Genomic DNA, 20,874 nt, shown 5'->3' with positions numbered 1-20,874 from the left:
GCCCCTACAGGAGAACGCAAATGGCTGATCTAAGAAGCGACTTCGTGGGCATCAAAAGCCCCAACCCGTTCTGGCTGGCATCCGCGCCACCCACGGACAAGGAATACAACGTCCGCCGCGCCTACGAGGCTGGCTGGGGCGGGGTGGTGTGGAAAACACTCGGTATGGAGGGCCCGCCCGTCGTCAACGTCAACGGCCCGCGCTATGGCGCGATCTATGGCGCAGACCGGCGACTGTTGGGGCTCAACAACATCGAGCTGATCACCGATCGCCCGCTGGAGGTGAACCTGCGCGAGATGAAAGCGGTGAAACGGGATTACCCTGACCGCGCTTTGATCGCGTCAATCATGGTCCCGTGCGAGGAAGAGGCGTGGAAAGCGATCCTGCCGCATGTGGAGGAAACCGGTGCCGACGGGATCGAGCTGAACTTCGGCTGCCCACATGGCATGGCGGAACGTGGCATGGGATCGGCCGTGGGGCAGGTGCCGGAATACATTGAAATGGTCACCCGCTGGTGCAAGCAATACACGCGCATGCCGGTGATCGTGAAGCTGACGCCGAACATCACGAATGTGCTCTACCCCGCCGAGGCCGCCAAACGCGGCGGCGCGGATGCGGTGAGCCTGATCAACACGATCAACTCCATCACCTCGGTTGATCTGGACCTGTTCGCGCCTGAACCGATGATCGACGGAAAAGGCACCCACGGCGGCTATTGCGGCCCGGCGGTAAAGCCGATTGCCTTGAACATGGTGGCGGAAATCGCGCGCAACCCCGAGACGGCGGATATGCCGATCAGCGGCATCGGCGGCGTGACCACATGGCGCGACGCGGCAGAGTTTCTGGCCCTTGGCGCAGGCAATGTGCAGGTCTGCACGGCGGCGATGACCTATGGTTTCAAGGTTGTGCAAGAGATGATCTCGGGCCTGTCGGAATATATGGACGACAAGGGGATGACCTCGGTCGATCAACTGGTGCGCCGTGCGGTGCCGAATGTGACCGACTGGAACCAGCTGAACCTGAACTATGTCGCCAAGGCCAAGATCGATCAGGATATATGTATCTCGTGCGGGCGCTGCTTTGCCGCCTGCGAAGACACCTCGCATCAGGCGATTGCCATGTCCGAAGATCGCACCTTCAGCGTGATCGACGACGAATGTGTGGCGTGCAACCTCTGCGTCAATGTTTGCCCGGTCGAGGATTGTATCTCGATGGTGGAGCTGGCCCCCGGCACCACGGACCCGCGCACGGGCAAGCCCGTCGATCCGAATTACGCAAACTGGACGACGCACCCCAACAACCCCTCCGCCACTGCGGCCGAGTGACCTTTGCCCCCGCCGCTACTGTTGAGGCGCGGCGGGGGTCAACAACGTCGAGAACATCAGTCGCAGATGGTCCGACGCCTGCTGGTGCTGATCGGCATCGCTGTCCAGCAGCAGCGCGACTTGCGGCGCGAAATCGGCATAGTGCTGCGTGGTGGACCAGATCGAGAAAATCAGATGGCGCGGGTCCATCCGCGCGATCTTTCCCGCCGCCATCCAATCGGAAATAACGGCGCATTTCTCGTCGAACAGCGGTTTCAGATCGCTTTGCAAACGCGGCTCCATATGGGGCGCGCCGCGTAAAATTTCACCAGCAAACAAGCGGCTTTCACGGGGCAGATCCCGCGCCATATCCAGTTTGCGCTGCACATAATCCAACAGCTCTGTGCGCGGGTCACCATCGGCGTCCAACTCGACCAGCGGGTCGAGCCATGTCTCCATCAGCTGGCTCAGCAGGGTCGTGTGGATTTCTTCCTTCCCGCTGAAATAATACAATATATTCGGTTTGCTCAGCCCCGCCTCGCTGGCGATCTGATCCAGCGTGGCCCCGCGAAACCCGTAGGTTGAAAACACATCAAGCGCCGCATCCAGGATCACACGGCGGTTGCGCCTTTGGATTCGGCTGGGCTTTTTCTTGGTGGGTGTCTCGGGCATGGCGCGGTCCCTTTCGGTGTAAGTGCCTGAAAATGCGGCACCCGCTTAAGACGGGTGGCCCCAAGGGAAAGCATTTCTTGACAGACTTAACCCTAGCCGCAATCGTGGATTTACCAAATGGTAAAAATTTACGCCTTGCACAAGGTAGAAAACGCAAAGGAAACCGCTATGGCCGCGCCCGGTGAAAACCTGAAGATCAACCCGGATCGTTTGTGGGACAGTCTGATGGAGATGGCCAAGATCGGCCCCGGTGTGGCGGGGGGTAACAACCGCCAGACGCTGACCGACGAAGACGCCGAAGGTCGCGCCCTGTTCCAGAAATGGTGCGAGGAGGCGGGCTGCACCATGGGCCTTGATACGATGGGCAATATGTTCGCACAGCGCGACGGCACCGACCCCGATGCGTTGCCCGTCTATGTCGGGTCGCATCTGGATACGCAGCCCACGGGCGGGAGATATGACGGCGTATTAGGCGTGCTTGGCGGGTTGGAATTGCTGCGCACGATGAATGACCTGGGGATCAAGACGAAACACCCCGTGGTCGTGACCAACTGGACCAACGAAGAGGGCACCCGCTATGCGCCCGCCATGCTGTCGTCCGGTGTCTTTGCCGGCATCCACACGCAAGAATGGGCCTATGCCAAGACCGATGCCGAGGGCTTGCGCTTTGGCGACGAGCTCAAGCGGATCGGCTGGCAGGGCGACGAAGAGGTCGGCGCGCGCAAGATGCATGCTTTCTTCGAACTGCACATCGAACAGGGCCCGATCCTGGAGGCCGAAGGCAAGGACATCGGCGTCGTGACCCACGGGCAGGGGCTGTCGTGGACCCAAGTCACCGTGACCGGCAAGGATGCGCATACCGGATCAACACCGATGCCGATGCGCAAGAACGCCGGCCTCGGCATGGCGCGTATGCTTGAAGCGGTGGACCAGATCGCATGGTCGCACGCGCCGCATGCGGTGGGTGCCGCGGGGCATATCGAGGTTTACCCGAACTCGCGCAACGTGATCCCGGGGCAGGTGATCTTTACCGTCGATTTCCGGTCGCCCGATCTGAGCGTGATCGAGGATATGGAAAAACGCCTGCGCGTTGAGGGTCAGAAGATCGCCGATGACATGGGGCTTGAGGTCGCTTTCGAAAAGGTCGGTGGCTTTGATCCCGTCGCCTTTGACGAAGGCTGCGTCTCGGCCATCCGTTCCGCGGCAGAGCGGTTGGGGTATAGCCATATGGACGTCATCTCGGGGGCGGGTCACGATGCCTGCTGGATCAACGGGGTGGCCCCGACCGCAATGGTCATGTGCCCCTGCGTGGATGGGCTGAGCCATAACGAGGCCGAAGAGATCACCAAGGAATGGGCCAAGGCCGGTGCCGATGTTTTGCTGCATGCGGTGCTGGAAACGGCAGAGATTGTGGGCTGAACCCGTCGGGGGTCTGGGGGCGCGCCCTGGGGGCCAGCCCCCAGACCCCCGGGATTTGGACCATTTGGAAGACAGATAGGGGAGAGGAAAGATGAGCAAGGTTATCAAGGGCGGCATGGTCTGCACGGCGGATCGCACCTGGAAAGCAGACGTGTTGATCGAGGGCGAGATCATCAAGCAGATCGGCGAGGATCTGATAGGTGACGAATATATCGACGCCGAAGGGGCCTATGTCATCCCCGGCGGGATCGATCCGCATACCCATCTTGAGATGCCCTTTATGGGCACCACAGCGGCCGAGACATTCGAGACAGGCACCTGGGCCGCGGCCGTGGGCGGGACCACGATGATCGTCGATTTCTGTCTGCCCGGGGCGGACGGGTCGATCAAGAACGCGATCAACGAATGGCACCGCAAATCCGCGCCTCAGATCTGTTCGGATGTCGGCTATCACATGGCGATTACCGGCTGGAACGAGAATGTCTTTGACGAGATGAAAGACGCCGTCGACATGGGGGTGAATTCGTTCAAACACTTTATGGCCTATAAAGGGGCCTTGATGGTCGAGGATGACGAGATGTTCGCATCCTTCCAGCGCTGTGCCGAACTGGGTGCGCTGCCGATGGTGCATGCCGAAAACGGCGATCTGGTTGCGGCCTTGCAGGAGAAGTATTTCAATCAGGGGATCACGGGGCCGGAGGGTCACGCCTATTCCCGCCCGCCCGAGCTGGAAGGCGAAGCCGCCAACCGCGCGATCACCATTGCCGATGCCGCCGGCGTGCCGCTTTATATCGTGCATGTCTCGTGCGAGCAGACCCAAGAAGCGATCCGCCGTGCGCGGCAAAGGGGATGCGGGTCTATGGCGAGCCGCTGATCCAGTTCCTGACCCTGGACGAGAGCGAGTATTTCAACACCGATTGGGATCACGCCGCACGCCGTGTCATGTCGCCGCCCTTCCGGTCCAAGGACCATCAGGACAGTCTATGGGCGGGCTTGCAGTCGGGATCGCTGCAGGTGGTTGCCACGGATCACGCCGCGTTTTCGACCGAGCAGAAACGCGCGGGCCGCGATGATTTTCGCATCATCCCCAATGGGTCCAACGGGTTGGAGGAACGTCTGGCGGTGCTCTGGACCGAAGGGGTCGAAACGGGCCGTCTGACGCCCAATGAATTCGTCGCTGCCACCTCGACCAATGTGGCGAAGATTCTGAACATCTACCCGCGCAAGGGCGCGATTGTCGAAGGCGCCGACGCGGATATCGTGGTGTGGGATCCCAAGATCAGCAAGACGATTTCGACGGCGAACCACCACTCCATTCTGGATTACAACGTCTTTGAAGGCTTCGAGGTCAAGGCACAGGCGCGCTACACCTTAAGCCGGGGCGAGGTCATCTGGGCCTGGGGGCAGAACTCGCAGCCCAACCCCGGACGCGGGCGCTTTGTGCCGCGGCCTGCTTTCCCGTCGGCCAACCTTGCGCTGAGCAAGTGGAAAGAGTTGACTGCGCCGAAACTGATCAAACGCGATCCGCTGAACATCCCTGCGGGGATTTAAACGCGGGACTATCAACGCAGCGCGGCGGTTGCGCCGCGCTGCCCTGAAGAAGAAAGAGGCCAGCATAGATGCGAGCACGTTGTACGGCAGAAGAGGGACGCAGCTTATGAGCACCGCGCCCGTGATCTCGGCCCAGAATCTATCCCTGACATTTGAAACCAACGACGGCCCTGTGCATGCGCTGAAAGACGTGTCGCTTGATATCGAGAAAGGCGATTTCGTTAGCTTTATCGGGCCGTCGGGCTGCGGCAAGACGACGTTCCTGCGCTGTATGGCGGACCTGGAGCAGCCCACGGGGGGCGAGATCACGGTGAATGGCGTCAGTGCTGCCGAGGCACGGCGGGCGCGGGCCTATGGCTATGTGTTTCAGGCGGCGGGGCTTTATCCCTGGCGGACGATTGGCGGTAATATCCGGCTGCCGCTTGAAATCATGGGGTATTCCAAGGCGGATCAGGCGGCGCGGGTTCGCCAAGTGTTGGAGCTGGTGGAGCTGGCAGGGTTCGAGCGCAAGTTCCCTTGGCAGCTATCGGGTGGGATGCAGCAGCGGGCCTCGATCGCGCGGGCGCTGGCGTTTGATGCGGATATCTTGCTGATGGATGAACCCTTTGGCGCGCTGGACGAGATCGTGCGCGACCATTTGAATGAACAGCTGTTGCGCCTGTGGGCGCGCACCGAAAAGACGATTGCTTTTGTCACCCACTCGATCCCGGAGGCGGTGTATCTGAGCACCAAGATCGTGGTAATGAGCCCGCGTCCCGGACGGATTGCGGATGTCATCGACAGCCCTTTGCCGAAAGAGCGCCCCCTGGACATTCGCGAAACGCCCGAGTTTCTGGAGATCGCGCATCGGGTGCGGGAAGGATTGCGGGCAGGGCATGCGGATGATTGATCGCGCGCCTGCTGCAGCCCGGCCCTTCGGGGAGGATTTTCGGACCATCTGGAAGCAGGGGGGCGCGCGATGAGGTCGAGCTTCTTGCCTGTTCTGACTGTGGTCGGGGTCTTGTTTGCGCTTTGGTATGCGGCGGCGGTCTGGCTGAATGCGGACTGGACCTATGACAAGGCCACACGGTCGGGAGAGACGGTGACCGCCACGACACTGGTCGCGGATACCTGGGCGCAGAAAAAGCCAAAACTGCCCGCGCCGCATCAGGTCGCGTCAGAGATCTGGGACACGACCGTGATGAAGAAAGTCACGTCGAAGCGGTCCTTGGTCTATCATTCCTGGATCACGCTCAGCGCGACCCTGCTGGGCTTTGGCATGGGCACCTTGCTGGGCGTCTTGCTGGCGGTGGGGATCGTGTTCAACCGGGTGATGGATATGTCGGTGATGCCTTGGGTGATCGCCAGCCAGACCATTCCCATTCTGGCGATTGCGCCGATGATCATCGTGGTTCTGAACGCCGTGGGCGTGTCGGGGCTGCTGCCGAAAGCGATGATCAGCATGTATCTGTCGTTCTTCCCCGTCGTTGTCGGCATGGTGAAAGGGTTGCGCAGCCCTGACCAGATGCAGCTGGACCAGATGCGCACCTGGCATGCGAGTGCGGGCCAGACCTTCTGGAAGCTGCGGTTGCCTGCGTCGATGCCGTATTTCTTTACCTCGCTAAAGATCGCGATGGCTGCGTCGCTTGTGGGGGCCATCATTGGTGAGCTGCCAACGGGTGCCGTGGCGGGTCTGGGGGCGCGGTTGTTGGCTGGCAGCTACTATGGCCAGACGATCCAGATCTGGAGCGCATTGATCATGGCGGCGGCCCTGGCAGCGTTGCTGGTGGGGATCATCGGCTTGATCCAGCGTGTGACATTGAAACGGATGGGGATGGCGCGATGATCTGGCTGGTTTTTGTCGCAGTGGCCTGGGCCTTTGGCATGTGGGTCAACATCCGGTTGGCGCGATTGCGGCCGGCCCGCTGGGTGTCCCTTGCAGCGCCCTTGGTTTTTGGCGCGACGCTGATCGCTGTCTGGGAAGGCATTGTGCGCGGGCTCGAGATTTCGCAGGTCTTGCTGCCTGCACCGTCGCTGATTGCCCTGCGGCTGGTGTCATCGCTTGATATCCTGTGGGTGGATTTCGTGCAGACGGTGCTGAAGGGCGCGTTATCGGGCTATGTGCTGGGCTGTGGTGCGGCTTTTTTGATCGCCGTTGCGATTGACCGTTTCCCCTTCTTGCAACGGGGGCTTTTGCCGGTGGGGAACTTTGTGGCCGCGCTGCCCGTGATCGGGATGGCCCCGATTCTGGTGATGTGGTTCGGCTTTGACTGGCAGTCCAAGGCCGCCGTGGTCGTGGTCATGGTGTTCTTTCCGATGCTGGTGAACACGGTGCAGGGCTTGCAGGCCACCGACGCCATGCAGCGCGATCTGATGCGGACCTATGCGGCCAGCTATTGGGCGACGCTGTTCAAGCTGCGCTTGCCTGCCGCGATGCCTTTCGTGTTCAATGGGCTGAAGATCGGCACGACCCTTGCCTTGATCGGGGCGATTGTTGCTGAATTTTTCGGCTCTCCTGTGCGGGGGATGGGGTTTCGGATCTCTACCTCGGTGGGCCAGCTTGCGCTTGATCTGGTCTGGGCCGAGATTGTTGTCGCGGCGATTGCCGGGTCCGCATTCTACGGCGCGATGTCATTGTTTGAACGGCGGGTGACCTTTTGGCACCCGAGCCAGCGGAACTAACGCGGAACTAACCAAGACGACCAACCAACCAAGAGGGAGATATAAAAATGAAAAAACTATCAACATATGTCGCCGGGGCCGCTGTGGGCCTGATGGGGACCATGGCCCAAGCGGCGGATGATGTGACGCTTCAGCTGAAGTGGGTCACGCAGGCGCAGTTCGCGGGCTATTATGTGGCGCAGGACAAAGGGTTCTATGACGAAGAAGACCTGAACGTCACGATCAAGCCGGGCGGTCCGGACATTGCGCCGACACAGGTGCTGGCCGGTGGTGGTGCCGATGTCGCCGTTGAATGGATGCCCGCCGCTTTGGCCGCGCGCGAGAAGGGCCTGCCGATGGTGAACATCGCGCAGCCGTTCAAATCCTCGGGCATGATGCTGACCTGCCGCAAGGATGCCGGGATCGAGACCACGGATGACTTCAAGGGCAAGACGTTGGGCGTCTGGTTCTTTGGCAACGAATTCCCCTTCCTCAGCTGGATGAGCAAACTTGAGCTGCCAACCGAAGGCGGTGAGGATGGTGTGACCGTGCTGAAACAAGGCTTTAACGTGGATCCGCTGCTGCAAAATCAGGCCGCCTGCGTGTCGACCATGACCTATAATGAATACTGGCAGGTGATCGACGCAGGTCTGACGCCGGATGATCTGAACGTGTTCAAATACGAAGAGCAGGGCGTTGCCACATTGGAAGACGGGCTTTACGCGCTGGAAGAGAACCTTGCCGATCCGGCCTTCGAGGACAAGATGGTGCGCTTTGTGCGGGCCTCTATGAAGGGCTGGAAATACGCCGAGGAAAACCCCGATGAAGCGGCGGAAATCGTGTTGGACAACGATGCCTCCGGTGCGCAAACCGAAGAGCATCAGAAACGCATGATGGGCGAAGTGGCCAAGCTGACCGCAGGCAGCAACGGTGCGCTGGACGAGGCGGATTACGAGCGGACCGTGCAATCGCTGCTGTCCGGTGGGTCGGACCCCGTCATCACGGTAGAGCCGTCGGGCGCATGGACCCATGCGATCACCGACAAAGCCTTGAACTAAGGCGCGCTGAACTAAGGGGACACGTCCCCGACACAGTGCAGAAATGCGAAGGGGCTGGCAGCGATGCCAGCCCCTTTTGTGTGGTGGGTAAATTCAGCGGCGTTAAAGCACCGTGACCTTGGTGCCGATGGGCACACGTTGGTACAGGTCTTTGACGTGATCGTTCAGCATGCGGATACACCCGTTCGAGACAGAGCGCCCGATGCTGCTGGGTTGGGTGGTGCCGTGGATGCGGAAATATGTATCGCGGCCGTTCTGGAACAGATAGAGCGCGCGCGCCCCCAGCGGATTGGACGGGCCACCAGGTTGCGCATCGGTATTGCCGATGAACCGCGCATAGGTCTTGGGTTCCCGTTCGATCATCTCGTCCGTGGGGCGCCAGGTGGGCCATTCCTTTTTGACGTCGATCGTCGCGGTGCCGGTAAACTCCAGCCCCGCCTTGCCGACGCCCACACCGTATCGCATGGCCTGACCGGGGGCGGTCACCAGATACAGGTAGTGGCTGCGGGGCAGGATCAGCAGCTCGCCCACGGCATATTGTGGTTTGATCGACACCATTTGCGGCGTGGGGTCATAGGCGGCACCCGCGGCGAAAAGCGCGTGGGGAAAGGCGAGGGCGGCCAAAGAACCTGCGATAAACTGACGGCGGCGCATGGGGGGCTCCTTTAGGATGTGATGACGGTATTTTGCCCCTTGGGTTGTGTTTGGCAACCCTGAGGACATAAAAAAACCGGCTGTCCCGTGAGGGTCAGCCGGCAAATTCATCCTGCGGGCCTAAGGCCCTGCATGGCTTATGCCAGTGCGATGTTCGACGCGGATTCGCGGCCGTCACGGCCAGCTTCGATGTCGAATGTCACTTTCTGGTTGTCGGCCAGACCGGTCAGGCCTGCGCGCTCAACAGCGGAGATGTGTACGAATACATCTTTGCTGCCGCCATCGGGTGCGATAAAGCCGAAGCCTTTTGTTGTGTTGAACCATTTTACGGTGCCAGTGGCCATATCCGTAGTCTCCTCTAGTATGCCATCCGCGTCGTGCGATGGCTTGGCGTTGTCGGTCTGGATCGAAGTCTGAACGCCGTATGAGGGAGACAGTTGGTCGAAAAAGAATAACGTTAGCCATTCGGATATGGCAGGTCGTGGGGATTCGCGCAAGGGGCTGTCAATGGGCCTTGAAAAACAGGCCGATCCTTGCTGATTCCGGCACATTTGCGCCTTATTCTTCGGAGAGGCAAGGTGAAACCCTAACGCGCATTGGCAGAGGCAGCGGGACAAAGGGTTAACGGATTGGCCGAAATTGCCTAACTGCTGACAGATTCATTTGCGATTTTGCTCCGAGCCATAAGAGAATTTAACCAGTCCCCCTTCTGCCGACACGACAACGAGTGAGCCACCGTATGAAAATCCTAGCCGTAGATGACGATCCCACCATTCTTGACCTGTTGCGCGACTGTCTGACGCCGTCGCTGGGGTTCGATCTGGTCTGTGCAGACTCGGCCGAGGATGGGTTGGCCAAGATCGACGAACACGGGGCAAGCTTTGACTGCTTCTTGCTGGATATCATGCTGCCCGGCGTTGACGGGATCACCCTATGTGACGACATCCGCAATATGCAGGCCTATAAAAGTGCGCCGATCATCATGATCACCGGCAGCCGGAAACATGACCTGATGGACACCGCCTTCCGCGCCGGGGCGACGGATTTCATCTTCAAGCCCTTGAACGGGATCGAGTTGGGCGCGCGTATCAACATGGCGGGCATGCTCAGCGACAGCCTGCGGCGTGAACGCGAGGCCGCGCATACGCTGGCGGAGCTGTCGGGCCTGATGAAGGTACGGGTCGAGGAAAGCTTTGATCTGAACGTTGTCGGCGTCGACGATCTGCACGGGTTCGAAAACCACATGCTGCGTCTGCCCGAAGGCTGCTATGCCATGAGCCTTTTTGCGGTCAAACTGCCGCAAATCCGCAATATCTTCGAGACCGCAAGCCCGGCTGAGTTCTGTCGCCAGATGGGCTTGGTCGCGCAGGCCACGGTCGCGGCGCTGGCCCATGAGAAATGCTTTATGGGCTATGCGGGCGAGGGGATNATCGTGGGCACCGTGATGGGCCGCCACCGGATCAAGCCCGAAGANATACAGAAAGACATCGAAGACATCCTGTCNCATGATGGCACCGCCGCACGTATCGGTGGGGATTTCAGCGCCGATGTCACGGTGAAGCTGGTGTCGAACCAGCGGCTGTGGTCGGGGCTGTCTGCCTGCAACACGCTGCGCGATTTTCTGGGCCGTGAAACNGTGCCCGACAGCACCAGCACCGACCGCACCGATGGCTATACGGAACTGGCCGACGGGCTGTAACGGCACACCCGTGCCGCGTCGCTGCGGCGCGTTGACCGACACATAAAAAGGCCCCCGCAGTTTCCTGCGGGGGCCTTTTTCTTGAAGCTTTCGCTTAGATCAGCGCGAGAATTTCTTGTGCTTCATGCGCTTGGGTTCCATGGCGTCTTCGCCCAGACGACGCTTCTTGTCCTCTTCGTAGTCAGAGAAGCCGCCTTCGAACCATTCAACATGCGCGTCGCCTTCAAAGGCGAGGATGTGCGTACAAATCCGGTCNAGGAAGAAACGGTCGTGCGAGATGACCACGGCGCANCCCGCGAAATCGACCAGCGCGTCTTCGAGCGCGCGCAGNGTTTCAACGTCCAGATCGTTGGTAGGTTCATCGAGCAGCAGNACGTTGCCGCCTTCTTTCAGCAGACGTGCCATNTGCACACGGTTGCGTTCACCGCCCGACAGCAGGCCGACTTTCTTCTGCTGGTCACCGCCCTTGAAGTTGAANGCACCGCAATAGGCGCGGGAGTTCACTTCGGCATCGCCAAGCTTGATGATCTCGGCCCCGCCCGAAATGGCCTGCCAGACGTTGTCATCAGGGTTCAGGTCATCGCGCGACTGGTCAACATAGGACAGATCAACGGTATTTCCGAGTTCGATCGTGCCGGTATCGGGTTGTTCGTGGCCAGTTATCATCTTGAACAGGGTTGATTTACCCGCGCCGTTGGGGCCGATCACGCCNACGATCCCGCCNGGCGGCAGAGAGAAGTCCAGCTTTTCGATCAACAGCTTGTCGCCCATGGCTTTGGACAGGCCCTCTACCTCAAGCACCTTGTTGCCCANACGGGGACCGTTGGGGATAACGATCTGGGCACGGGTCAGGCGTTCGCGCTCCGAGCTGTCGGCCATCTCGTTATAGGACTTGATCCGCGCTTTGGATTTCGCCTGACGGGCCTTGGCCCCCTGACGCATCCATTCCAATTCGCGCGACAGNGTCTTTTGCTTGGACTTNTCCTCGCGGGCTTCCTGTTCAAGCCGTTTGGCTTTCTGGTCGATCCAGCTGGAATAGTTCCCCTCGTAGGGGATGCCATTGCCGCGGTCGAGNTCNAGNATCCAGCTGGTGATGTTATCNAGGAANTACCGGTCGTGGGTGACGATCAGGATCGTGCCCTTATAGTCGATCAGGTGCTGTTGCAGCCAGGCGATGGTTTCCGCGTCCAGGTGGTTGGTCGGTTCGTCAAGCAGCAGCATTTCGGGCGCTTCNAGCAGCAGCTTGCACAGCGCCACGCGGCGGGCTTCACCACCGGACAGTTTGGTCACATCGGCATCGTCNGGCGGGCAGCGCAGGGCTTCCATCGAGACGTCGATCTGGCTGTCGAGATCCCAGAGGTTCTCCGCGTCGATCTGATCCTGCAAGGCGGCCATTTCGTCGGCNGTCTCGTCGGAATAGTTCATCGCCAGTTCGTTGTAGCGGTCCAGAATGTCCTTCTTGGCTTTCACGCCCAGCATGACATTTTCGCGCACGGTCAGGGCNGGGTCCAGATANGGTTCCTGTTCCAGGTAGCCGACCTTGGCCCCTTCNGCGACCCATGCTTCGCCCGAGTAATCCTTGTCCTTGCCGGCCATGATCTTCATCAGCGTGGATTTACCCGCGCCGTTGACACCGACCACACCGATTTTCACACCGGGCAGGAAGTTCAGGTTAATGTTGTCGAAACACTTTTTGCCGCCCGGGTAGGTCTTTGAGACACCGGACATGTGATAGACATATTGATAGGCGGCCATTGAGAATCCTCGGATAAGCTGAATACGGTTTGGAACGTGCAATATCGCCACAGGCGGGCAAGAGCAAACATTCAATATATAAGGCCTGTGCCGCGGTTTTGAAGCCCGNNTGTTNCCGGGCGATTCACAAGGCGCAGGGGNAAGACGCACAAAGCGCGGATCGCGCGGGCGGCAAAGGCTGTTTTTCCGATAACTATCCCTTTTTACCGTTTTCNAGCGNTGAACTGGGGACGAATGACCNANTTTTACGCGAAATTCAGTCGAAAAAAATTTTGGACCTCGTTTATATTCGCCTAATCNGGGTGCGTTCAGCGCCCCGGTACAACGCGGGCGCAAAAAGACCGCGTCATACACAAAGGGACAAATACATGACAGCATCCACTATTGTTGTTGGACTGGACGGGGGGGAAGCCGGGGCGCGCGCTTTGGATTTCGCAGCGAAACAGGCCAAATTGATCGGCGATTGCGAGCTCAAGCTCGTTTACGTGATTGAATGGTCTCCATTCAGCTTCCAGACCTCGGAAGAGAATGACCAGCGCCACAANCGGCGCGAAGAGGAACTGGCACTGGCCCGCGAACGTATCGTNGATCCGGCGGTCAAGAAGGTCAGCGAAGANGGNGTCACCGTTCAGGGCATCGTGAAACACGGCGATGTGGCCGATATTCTGGACGANCTGGCCAAGAAGCACGGCGCACAGCAGATCGTGGTGGGCCGTGTCGGTCTGCGCGGCCTGAAAGAGCGTATGTTCGGCGGCGTAACCGGCCGCTTGGCCGTGGCGTCCCGCGTGCCGCTGACGATCATTCCTTGAAAGGTCATATCATGAAAAAATTTCTGACAACGGGTGCGGGGGCTGCTGCTGTCTCTGNCTTGCCCATGGTTGCCGCGGCNCAAGAAACCGTCGGCATGGATCAACGCATCAATGATATCTTCGCNGGTTCGACGGGCTGGTTCGTCAATCTGATCTTTATGTCGCTACCCGGCACCAACTTCCCGTGGATCGTGCTGTGGCTGGTGGTCGCGGCGTCGGTGTTTACGCTGTATTTCGGCTTCATTCAGGTCAAAGCGTTCTGGCATGCGATCTCGCTGGTCAAAGGNGATTATTCCGATCCCGATGACGCGGGCGAGGTGAGCCACTTTCAGGCGCTTGCAACGGCGCTGTCGGGGACTGTCGGTCTGGGCAATATCGCGGGCGTCGCGGTGGCCGTGGGCATCGGCGGTCCGGGGGCGACCTTCTGGATGATCCTGGCGGGTTTGCTGGGCATGGCCTCCAAGTTCACCGAATGTACGCTGGGTGTGAAATACCGCAATGAATACGCCGATGGCACCGTTTCCGGTGGTCCGATGTACTATATGACAAAGGGCTTCAAGGANCGCGGCCTGCCTTTGGGCGGGGTGCTGGCGGTGATCTTTTCGATCTTTACCATCGGTGGTGCCTTGGGCGGCGGGAATATGTTCCAGGCCAATCAGGCCCATGCGCAGCTGTCCGGTATCATCGGAGACTACCCTGGCTGGATCACGGGCATCGTCTTTGCCGCGGTGGTCTTTGCGGTCATCGTCGGCGGGATCAAATCCATCGCCAATGTCACCGAGAAAATCGTGCCGCTGATGGGCGTGATCTATGTTGGTGCCGCGCTGATCATCCTGATCGTTGAATACGACAAGATCGGTTGGGCCTTTGGCCAGATCTTTGAAGGCGCNTTCAGNGGTCTGGGGGTTGCAGGCGGTCTGGTTGGCGCGCTGATCCAGGGCTTTAAACGGGCGGCGTTCTCGAACGAGGCGGGTGTCGGCTCGGCNGCGATCGCACACTCTGCCGTNCGCACCAAAGAGCCGGTGACCGAAGGCGTCGTNTCCCTGTTGGAGCCCTTCATCGATACCGTTGTCATCTGTACGATGACCGCGCTGGTGATCACCATCTCTGGCGTGCTGGTGATGGACCCCGAAACGGGCCGCTTCATCCTGAATGACGCAGGCACCGCGATCCAGACCATCGACGGGTCAAGCGGCGTTCANCTGACATCGGCTGCCTTTGCGACCGGGTTCAGCTGGTTCCCCTATGTGCTGGCGCTGGCGGTGATCCTGTTCGCCTTCTCCACCATGATCAGCTGGTCCTACTACGGGCTGAAGGCGTGGACCTATCTGTTCGGTGAAGGCAAAACCAAAGAGATCGTGTTCAAGGTGATCTTCTGCCTGTTCATCATCGTGGGAGCAGCGGCCAATCTGGGCGCGGTTATCGACTTCTCTGATGCGATGATCTTTGCGATGGCGGTTGTGAACATCACGGCGCTGTACTTCCTGATGCCGATCGTGAANCGNGAGATGAAGAGCTATTTCGCGCGGTTGAAATCCGGCGAGATCAAGAANTTCGTCGATTAACGCACGGATAACGCGATTGACAAAGGGGCGTTGCTGCCCTTCTTTCGGCCCCTGATGTATATCGGGGGCCGTTTTCGTTGGGTTATCCATTTCCATATGCGCCCCCGGGGCAGGTGATCGGGCTGCTTGGCGGGTCGTTTGATCCGGCGCACGAGGGGCACGCCCATATCACCCGNGAGGCGATCAAGCGTTTCGGGCTGGATCGGGTGTGGTGGATGGTCAGCCCGGGCAATCCGCTCAAGNCGCATGGGCCGGCCCCGATGGCGTCCCGTNTGNCNCGCGCGCGCGAGGTGATGCAGCACCCGCGGGTCGAGGTCACCGATATCGAGGCCCATCTTGGCACCCGCTACACCGCGCAAACCCTTGCCGCGCTGCGGGCCCGCTANCCCGGTGTGCGCTTCGTCTGGCTGATGGGGGCGGATAATCTGGCGCAGTTCCACNTNTGGCAGGACTGGCGGCAGATCATGGAGACAGTGCCCCTAGGGGTGCTTGCACGGCCCGGCCAGCGCATATCNGCACGGATGAGCCACGCCGCGACGCTNTATGCTCCCTACCGGATTTCGGGGCGGCAAAGCCAGCTCTTGGGGCAGGCACCGGCCCCCGCGTGGTGTTTCGTGAACGTCCCGATGGTCGATGTCAGCTCNAGCGCGATCCGGGCCGCGGGCAAATGGTCAGCGCAATCTGGCAGAGGCGATACCCGCCCCTAGGATCATCGCCATGCCGGCCCATGTCAGNGCNTCGGGCCANGCGCCGAACACCAGCCACCCCAGCCCCACGGCGGACAGCAGTTGCAGATACACCAGCGGTGCGACCTTNGTCGCAGGGGCCATGCAATAGGCGTATAACATAAGCAGGTTGCCCAGCATCGAACACAGCGCGCTTGCNAGGCTTAGCCCCAGGACAGGGCCGGACAGNGGCGGGAAATAGACCAGCCCCAGCGGCAAAAGCAGCAGCCCGCTGATCACCAACTGGCTGAAGGTCAGCGCAAGGGGCGGGGCCAGATGCGACAGCCAGCGCGACATCGTGAGGAANACGCCATAAAGCGTCCCCNCGNTCAGCGCCCAAAGCAGCCCCGCGCTGGGTTCAAGCCCCGGTCGGACCACGACCAGCACCCCCAGAAACCCCGCCACGATCAACGCGCTGCGCTGAAGCGATATCGCCTCGCGCAGGAAGAGNGCGGCCAGCACATAGCTGAGCAGCGGACCGATAAAGAAGGCGGCAAAGACATTGGCCACGTCCTCGGTCACCAGTGCTGTCTGGATGCAGGTGATGCTGCCGCACANGATGGCGGCACGGACCCAGATGCGCCAGTTGCCGAACAGNGCGCGCGTTTGCGGCGGGGCGAAGGGCACCAGCAGCAGCGCCCCGATGGCAAACCGCGACCACGCCACAAAAACGGGGGCCACGCCAAGCTGTGAGGTCAGGATCTTGCCCGCGCTGTCGCCTGCGGGAATCAGTGACATGGCGACAAACATGATCAAAATAACGCGTTGCATGTCTTGTCAGTTAGCATGGGCCCCCGCCCATGAAAATGTGATTTGCAAGCGCTTGTGTCGCTCTGTCCTGTCAGGTTTAAGTCGCCCCATGAAAACTGTTTTATCCCGTCGTTTGTTTCTGAGTACCGCTGCGGCGGCTGTTGCGGCTCCAGCGGCCTTTGCGGCACCGCCAACTGAATCGCTGCGCCCCGTCTTGCGCGGGGACGATTTGTTCCGGCAGGCGATCCCCTCGGCGCAAGAGCTGATCGACAAGGCGCGGTTGAACGGGGCTGTGACCTTTAGTCTGGCGGATGCGGAAACCGGTGCGGTGCTGGAACAGAACGGCCCGCTTGACGGGATGCCCCCGGCGAGCGTGACCAAGGCGATTACCGCGCTTTACGCGCTGGATACCNTGGGCGCGGCGCATCAGTTCCAGACGCGCATCATGGCGACCGGCGGCATTGTGGACGGCGAAGTGCAGGGCGATCTGATCCTTGTGGGCGGGGGCGATCCGACGCTGGATACGGACGGGCTGGCCAAAATGGCCGATGACCTCAAGGCGGCGGGCATTGTCGGCGTCAAAGGCGGGTTGAAGATTTACGAACGCAGCCTGCCGGTCTTCCCGTTGATTGATGCGGATCAGCCGGATCATGTGGGCTATAACCCCGCTGTGTCNGGGCTGGCGCTGAACTTTAACCGCGTCCACTTTGAATGGAAGCGCGAGAACGGCAGCTATTCGGTGCTGATGGACGGNCGGTCGGGGTCTTATCGCCCTGACGTGGCGATGGCCGCGATGGAGATCAGCGACCGCAGTGCGCCGGTCTTTGCCTATCGTGACGCAGGCACCCGCGATGACTGGAGCGTCGCGAAAAGNGCCTTGGGCAATGGTGGGTCGCGCTGGCTGCCGGTGCGCAAGCCGGGGCTATATGCGGGCGATATCTTTAAGACATTGGCGGGGGCACAGGGCATCCGTCTGCGCGACATGGCGTTGATCACCAGCTTGCCCGAGGGCGAGGTGCTGGTGACCCGTTCCAGCGCGTCGCTGCGCGATATCCTGCGCGATATGTTGAAGTATTCCAATAACTTGATCGCAGAGATGGCGGGGCTGTCCGCCACGGTTTACCGCACGGGCACGCCCGCGTCACTGCGCGCGTCTGCGGCAGAGATGAACGTGTGGGCCAAGGCCAATCTGGGCATGGATGCACCCGCGCTGGTGGACCATTCGGGGCTGGGCGAAGACAGCCGCGTGACCGCGCAGGATATGGTGACGGCGTTGGTGCGGGTCTATGGGTCTGGCACGTTGAAACCGTTGCTCAAGTCGATTTCCCTGCGCGATTCCAAGGGGCGGCCCGTGCAGGATCATCCGATCAAGGTAGAGGCGAAGACCGGTACGTTGAACTTTGTCTCGGCCTTGGCAGGGTATCTGACGGCAGCGGACGGGCGGGTGATGGCCTTTGCCGTGTTCACCGCCGATATGCCCCGTCGCGCCACCCTGACCCGCGCGCAACGCGAACGCCCCGAGGGGGGGCGGGCGTGGAACGGGCGCTCCAAACGGTTGCAGCAAGGGCTGATCGAACGCTGGGGGGCGTTCCATGTGGCTGCGGATTCGACCTCTCTTTGATCGCGGTGACGCGGCCTATTTGACGTGACGGGCGCGGGCACCGCGTTCGATNGCGGCGGCGTGCAGGCGGTCGAGGTCAAGCTCGTAGCGGATTTCTTCCAGCAGACGCAATTCGGCTTCGTCCAACGTGCCGTCGGCCGCGGCCACATCGCAGGCCAGCGCATAGGCCGTTTCGTTCAGCCGGTCGGGCAGCGCGCCCTTGATCAGGCCGAACAGGGCATCCAGCCCGTCTTCCTGTTCGAACAGGTCAAACACCATCGAGCTGACAGAGCTGATGCGGTCCACATCATAGCCNGAAAAGACGGGGAGCATGTTTACAGCCGTCTGGATCTTGAGCAATTCGGTGGTGCGGATGTCCTCGTCTGATGCGGAAACCGCGATCATCACGGCGACAAGGCAATCCTGCGCGCTGAGGGTGAGGGAGGTGTCGTCATTCATGCGCATTTCCGTTCGGTCATTCCGTTGATCTGCAGATTATTGACGGGCCTACGGGGACGCAATAGGTACGGGCTGCCTGCGCGCATTGGGTGCGGGGTGAAAATGATGGAATTGATGACATGTCGCAGATGCGTGAAGCAGCCCTAACCAGTAAAGCGTGGCCGTTCGAGGAAGCACGTCGGGTGTTGAAACGCTATGCAAACAAGGCCCCCGAGAAGGGNTACGTCTTGTTCGAGACCGGCTATGGCCCGTCGGGTCTGCCGCATATCGGGACTTTCGGCGAAGTTGCGCGCACGACGATGATCCGCCGCGCATTTGAGCAGATCAGCGACATTCCGACGCGGCTGGTGTGCTTTTCNGANGATCTGGACGGGATGCGCAANGTGCCGGGTAACGTGCCCGACCCCGCCGCATTGGAAGAACATCTGCAGCGCCCGCTGACATCGGTGCCCGATCCTTTCGGCAAATACGACAGNTTTGGCGCGCATAACAACGCGATGCTGCGGCGTTTTCTGGATACCTTCGGGTTCGAGTANGAGTTNATCTCNGCCACGGAATTCTACGGCTCCGGCAAGTTCGACGAGGTGCTTTTGCGCGCCGCCGAGAAGTATGACGAGATCATGGAAGTGATGCTCAAGTCGCTGCGCGAGGAGCGTCGGCAGACCTATTCGATCTTCCTGCCGATCCACCCTGAAACAGGGCGGGTAATGTATGTGCCGATGAAAGCGGTCAACGCCAAGGAAGGCACGATCACCTTCGACGATGAAGACGGCACCGAAATGACCCTGCCGCTGACCGGCGGCAATGTGAAGTTGCAGTGGAAGCCTGACTTTGGNGCCCGTTGGGCCGCCCTTGATGTCGACTTTGAGATGTACGGCAAGGATCACAGCACCAACACGCCGATCTATGACAAGATCTGCCGTATTCTGGGCAACCGCCCGCCCGAGCATTTCACCTACGAGCTGTTCCTTGATCAGGACGGGCACAAGATCTCCAAATCGTCGGGCAATGGTCTGACCATCGACGAATGGNTGACCTATGCCAGCGCGGAATCGCTGTCGTATTTCATGTACCTCAAGCCCAAGACGGCCAAGCGCATGTATTTCGACGTGATCCCCAAGGCGGTCGACGAATACCACCAGCAGCTGCGCGCCTATGANACGCAGGACGACAAGGGCAAGCTGAACAACCCCGTTTGGCATATCCACGGGGGCGATGTGCCCAAGTCGGATATGGTTGTGCCCTTCTCGATGTTGCTGAACCTCGCGTCGGTGTCCTCGGCCGAGGACAAGTCGCAACTGTGGGGCTTTATCCAGCGGTATGCGCCGGATGCGACGCCCGAAGGCAACCCCGGTATGGATGCGGCGGCCGAGCATGCGGTGCGCTATTACAATGATTTCGTGAAGCCCGCCAAAGTGTTCCGCGCCCCNTCNGANCTGGAGCGGGAAGCCNTGGAAGACCTGCGGGACCAGCTGAANACATGGGACGGNGGGCTGGATGCCGAGGCGTTGCAAACGATGGTTTTNGCCGTCGGGAAAGAGCGTTTCGACCCGCTGCGCGACTGGTTCACCGCGCTTTACGAAGTGTTGCTGGGCGCCAGCCAAGGGCCGCGGTTCGGTGGGTTCATCGCGCTGTATGGCGTGGATGAAACGGTCGCCCTGATCGANGACGCGTTGGCGGGCAAGCTGACCACGGCGTGAAACTATTGCCCTATGNTGTGCGTGGCTTAGGTTAAGTTCAACACATCATAGGGAGCATTCTCATGCGTGGCGCGGTTCTTTCGGCCTTTTTCGGGATGGTTTTGACCTTTGCGACGGCGNTTGGTGCNATGGCGCAGCAGGCGGATATCGAAAGCACGATCANNGGCCAGTTCGANGCTTTCAAGGCAGATGATTTCGAGGGTGCCTTCGCNTATGCGAGCCCCAATCTGCAGATGATGTTTCANTCTNCNGANAATTTTAAACGTATGGTGACCACGGGCTATCCGATGGTCTGGAAACATGCCGANGTNCGNTTTCTGGANCTGCGCGAGATCGCCGGTGCGCAGTGGCAGAAGGTGCAGGTCACGGACCTGAAAGGATTNACCTATTTGCTGGATTATCAGATGGTTGAGACGCCCGAGGGCTGGCGTATTGCCGCCGTTCAANTGCTGGATGCGCCAAGCGTTTCTGCCTGACNGGCGCGANATCTTTGGCACGCTCATGTGACCGTTTG

The 20,874-nt window shown here is 60.2% G+C and carries 19 protein-coding genes and 1 pseudogene; 14 read left to right on the top strand and 6 right to left on the bottom strand.

Going from position 1 to position 20,874, the window contains the following annotated elements:
* Positions 1 to 20 precede the first annotated feature (20 nt).
* Complete coding sequence (preA, locus tag CBB63_RS01490; protein WP_286697874.1) at positions 21 to 1,325, top strand: NAD-dependent dihydropyrimidine dehydrogenase subunit PreA; 1,305 nt, start codon at positions 21 to 23, stop codon at positions 1,323 to 1,325.
* Positions 1,326 to 1,340: 15 nt separating this feature from the next.
* On the opposite strand, the gene CBB63_RS01485 is transcribed toward preA, so the two are convergent.
* Entirely contained in the window at positions 1,341 to 1,976 is a 636-nt protein-coding gene (locus CBB63_RS01485) for a TetR family transcriptional regulator C-terminal domain-containing protein (RefSeq protein ID WP_286697873.1), read from the bottom strand.
* Between the two features lie 168 nt (positions 1,977 to 2,144).
* Here CBB63_RS01485 and CBB63_RS01480 point away from each other — a divergent pair, with 168 nt between their 5' ends.
* From CBB63_RS01480 to CBB63_RS01455, 6 genes and pseudogenes are all read left to right on the top strand, one after another.
* Positions 2,145 to 3,395, top strand: a complete 1,251-nt coding sequence (locus CBB63_RS01480) for a Zn-dependent hydrolase (RefSeq protein WP_286697872.1) — start codon at positions 2,145 to 2,147, stop codon at positions 3,393 to 3,395.
* Positions 3,396 to 3,486: 91 nt separating this feature from the next.
* Positions 3,487 to 4,946: pseudogene (gene hydA, locus CBB63_RS01475) on the top strand (dihydropyrimidinase).
* A 106-nt stretch (positions 4,947 to 5,052) separates the two neighbouring features.
* Positions 5,053 to 5,835, top strand: a complete 783-nt coding sequence (locus tag CBB63_RS01470; RefSeq protein WP_286697871.1) for an ABC transporter ATP-binding protein — start codon at positions 5,053 to 5,055, stop codon at positions 5,833 to 5,835.
* Positions 5,836 to 5,904: 69 nt separating this feature from the next.
* Complete coding sequence (locus tag CBB63_RS01465; RefSeq protein WP_286697870.1) at positions 5,905 to 6,771, top strand: ABC transporter permease; 867 nt, start codon at positions 5,905 to 5,907, stop codon at positions 6,769 to 6,771.
* Positions 6,768 to 7,607: an ABC transporter permease gene (locus CBB63_RS01460; protein ID WP_286697869.1), complete on the top strand. Its 840-nt coding sequence runs from the start codon at positions 6,768 to 6,770 to the stop codon at positions 7,605 to 7,607. The genes CBB63_RS01465 and CBB63_RS01460 overlap by 4 nt, the downstream gene beginning before the upstream one ends.
* Before the next feature lie 47 nt (positions 7,608 to 7,654).
* On the top strand, positions 7,655 to 8,644 hold the full coding sequence (locus tag CBB63_RS01455; protein ID WP_005851387.1) for an ABC transporter substrate-binding protein: 990 nt from the start codon (positions 7,655 to 7,657) through the stop codon (positions 8,642 to 8,644).
* Between the two features lie 102 nt (positions 8,645 to 8,746).
* On the opposite strand, the gene CBB63_RS01450 is transcribed toward CBB63_RS01455, so the two are convergent.
* Together CBB63_RS01450 and CBB63_RS01445 are read right to left on the bottom strand one after the other, a co-directional pair.
* Entirely contained in the window at positions 8,747 to 9,298 is a 552-nt protein-coding gene (locus CBB63_RS01450) for a L,D-transpeptidase (RefSeq protein ID WP_286697868.1), read from the bottom strand.
* 137 nt (positions 9,299 to 9,435) lie between these two features.
* Positions 9,436 to 9,642 carry a cold-shock protein gene (locus CBB63_RS01445; RefSeq protein WP_005851393.1) on the bottom strand — a complete coding sequence of 69 codons (207 nt, stop codon included), beginning with the start codon at positions 9,640 to 9,642 and terminating at the stop codon, positions 9,436 to 9,438.
* Positions 9,643 to 10,037: 395 nt separating this feature from the next.
* Between CBB63_RS01445 and CBB63_RS01440 the strand changes: the two genes are divergently transcribed.
* On the top strand, positions 10,038 to 10,997 hold the full coding sequence (locus CBB63_RS01440) for a response regulator (protein ID WP_286697867.1): 960 nt from the start codon (positions 10,038 to 10,040) through the stop codon (positions 10,995 to 10,997).
* Between the two features lie 99 nt (positions 10,998 to 11,096).
* Here the strand turns inward: CBB63_RS01440 and ettA are convergent, their stop codons facing one another.
* A complete protein-coding gene (ettA, locus tag CBB63_RS01435; RefSeq protein WP_286697866.1) occupies positions 11,097 to 12,752 on the bottom strand; it encodes an energy-dependent translational throttle protein EttA in 1,656 nt (551 codons plus the stop codon).
* A gap of 368 nt (positions 12,753 to 13,120) precedes the next feature.
* Here ettA and CBB63_RS01430 point away from each other — a divergent pair, with 368 nt between their 5' ends.
* The 3 genes from CBB63_RS01430 (at position 13,121) to CBB63_RS01420 (ending at position 15,833) form a co-directional block, all read left to right on the top strand.
* Positions 13,121 to 13,561 carry a universal stress protein gene (locus CBB63_RS01430; RefSeq protein WP_286697865.1) on the top strand — a complete coding sequence of 147 codons (441 nt, stop codon included), beginning with the start codon at positions 13,121 to 13,123 and terminating at the stop codon, positions 13,559 to 13,561.
* An 11-nt stretch (positions 13,562 to 13,572) separates the two neighbouring features.
* On the top strand, positions 13,573 to 15,126 hold the full coding sequence (locus CBB63_RS01425; RefSeq protein ID WP_286697864.1) for an alanine/glycine:cation symporter family protein: 1,554 nt from the start codon (positions 13,573 to 13,575) through the stop codon (positions 15,124 to 15,126).
* A gap of 77 nt (positions 15,127 to 15,203) precedes the next feature.
* On the top strand, positions 15,204 to 15,833 hold the full coding sequence (locus CBB63_RS01420; protein WP_286697863.1) for a nicotinate-nucleotide adenylyltransferase: 630 nt from the start codon (positions 15,204 to 15,206) through the stop codon (positions 15,831 to 15,833).
* On the opposite strand, the gene CBB63_RS01415 is transcribed toward CBB63_RS01420, so the two are convergent.
* On the bottom strand, positions 15,798 to 16,622 hold the full coding sequence (locus CBB63_RS01415; protein ID WP_286697862.1) for a DMT family transporter: 825 nt from the start codon (positions 16,620 to 16,622) through the stop codon (positions 15,798 to 15,800). The two genes, CBB63_RS01420 and CBB63_RS01415, sit on opposite strands and share 36 nt — an antisense overlap.
* A gap of 88 nt (positions 16,623 to 16,710) precedes the next feature.
* On the opposite strand from CBB63_RS01415, the gene CBB63_RS01410 reads away from it, so the two are divergent.
* Entirely contained in the window at positions 16,711 to 18,222 is a 1,512-nt protein-coding gene (locus tag CBB63_RS01410; protein WP_286697861.1) for a D-alanyl-D-alanine carboxypeptidase/D-alanyl-D-alanine-endopeptidase, read from the top strand.
* A 15-nt stretch (positions 18,223 to 18,237) separates the two neighbouring features.
* Here the strand turns inward: CBB63_RS01410 and CBB63_RS01405 are convergent, their stop codons facing one another.
* Positions 18,238 to 18,666 (bottom strand): tellurite resistance TerB family protein, encoded by a 429-nt coding sequence (locus CBB63_RS01405; RefSeq protein WP_005851409.1) that lies wholly within the window; start codon positions 18,664 to 18,666, stop codon positions 18,238 to 18,240.
* A gap of 113 nt (positions 18,667 to 18,779) precedes the next feature.
* On the opposite strand from CBB63_RS01405, the gene CBB63_RS01400 reads away from it, so the two are divergent.
* Entirely contained in the window at positions 18,780 to 20,360 is a 1,581-nt protein-coding gene (locus CBB63_RS01400; protein WP_286697860.1) for a lysine--tRNA ligase, read from the top strand.
* A gap of 62 nt (positions 20,361 to 20,422) precedes the next feature.
* Positions 20,423 to 20,836 (top strand): DUF4864 domain-containing protein, encoded by a 414-nt coding sequence (locus CBB63_RS01395; protein ID WP_286697859.1) that lies wholly within the window; start codon positions 20,423 to 20,425, stop codon positions 20,834 to 20,836.
* The last annotated feature ends 38 nt before the right edge of the window (positions 20,837 to 20,874 follow it).

The organism is Sulfitobacter sp. TMED3 (genome assembly GCF_002167505.1).
Classification (GTDB): Bacteria; Pseudomonadota; Alphaproteobacteria; order Rhodobacterales; family Rhodobacteraceae; genus Sulfitobacter; species Sulfitobacter pontiacus.
The sequence above is the reverse complement of the archived record's forward strand: the minus strand, read 5'-3'. Positions and strand labels throughout refer to the sequence as shown.

Coding starts and splice junctions, on each gene's coding strand:
- CBB63_RS01460 (WP_286697869.1), top strand. CDS start 6,768: ATGATCTGGCTGGTTTTTGTCGCAGTGGCCTGGGCCTTTGGCATGTGG.
- CBB63_RS01470 (WP_286697871.1), top strand. CDS start 5,053: ATGAGCACCGCGCCCGTGATCTCGGCCCAGAATCTATCCCTGACATTT.
- preA (WP_286697874.1), top strand. CDS start 21: ATGGCTGATCTAAGAAGCGACTTCGTGGGCATCAAAAGCCCCAACCCG.
- CBB63_RS01485 (WP_286697873.1), bottom strand. CDS start 1,976: ATGCCCGAGACACCCACCAAGAAAAAGCCCAGCCGAATCCAAAGGCGC.
- CBB63_RS01465 (WP_286697870.1), top strand. CDS start 5,905: ATGAGGTCGAGCTTCTTGCCTGTTCTGACTGTGGTCGGGGTCTTGTTT.
- CBB63_RS01480 (WP_286697872.1), top strand. CDS start 2,145: ATGGCCGCGCCCGGTGAAAACCTGAAGATCAACCCGGATCGTTTGTGG.
- CBB63_RS01450 (WP_286697868.1), bottom strand. CDS start 9,298: ATGCGCCGCCGTCAGTTTATCGCAGGTTCTTTGGCCGCCCTCGCCTTT.
- CBB63_RS01445 (WP_005851393.1), bottom strand. CDS start 9,642: ATGGCCACTGGCACCGTAAAATGGTTCAACACAACAAAAGGCTTCGGC.
- CBB63_RS01455 (WP_005851387.1), top strand. CDS start 7,655: ATGAAAAAACTATCAACATATGTCGCCGGGGCCGCTGTGGGCCTGATG.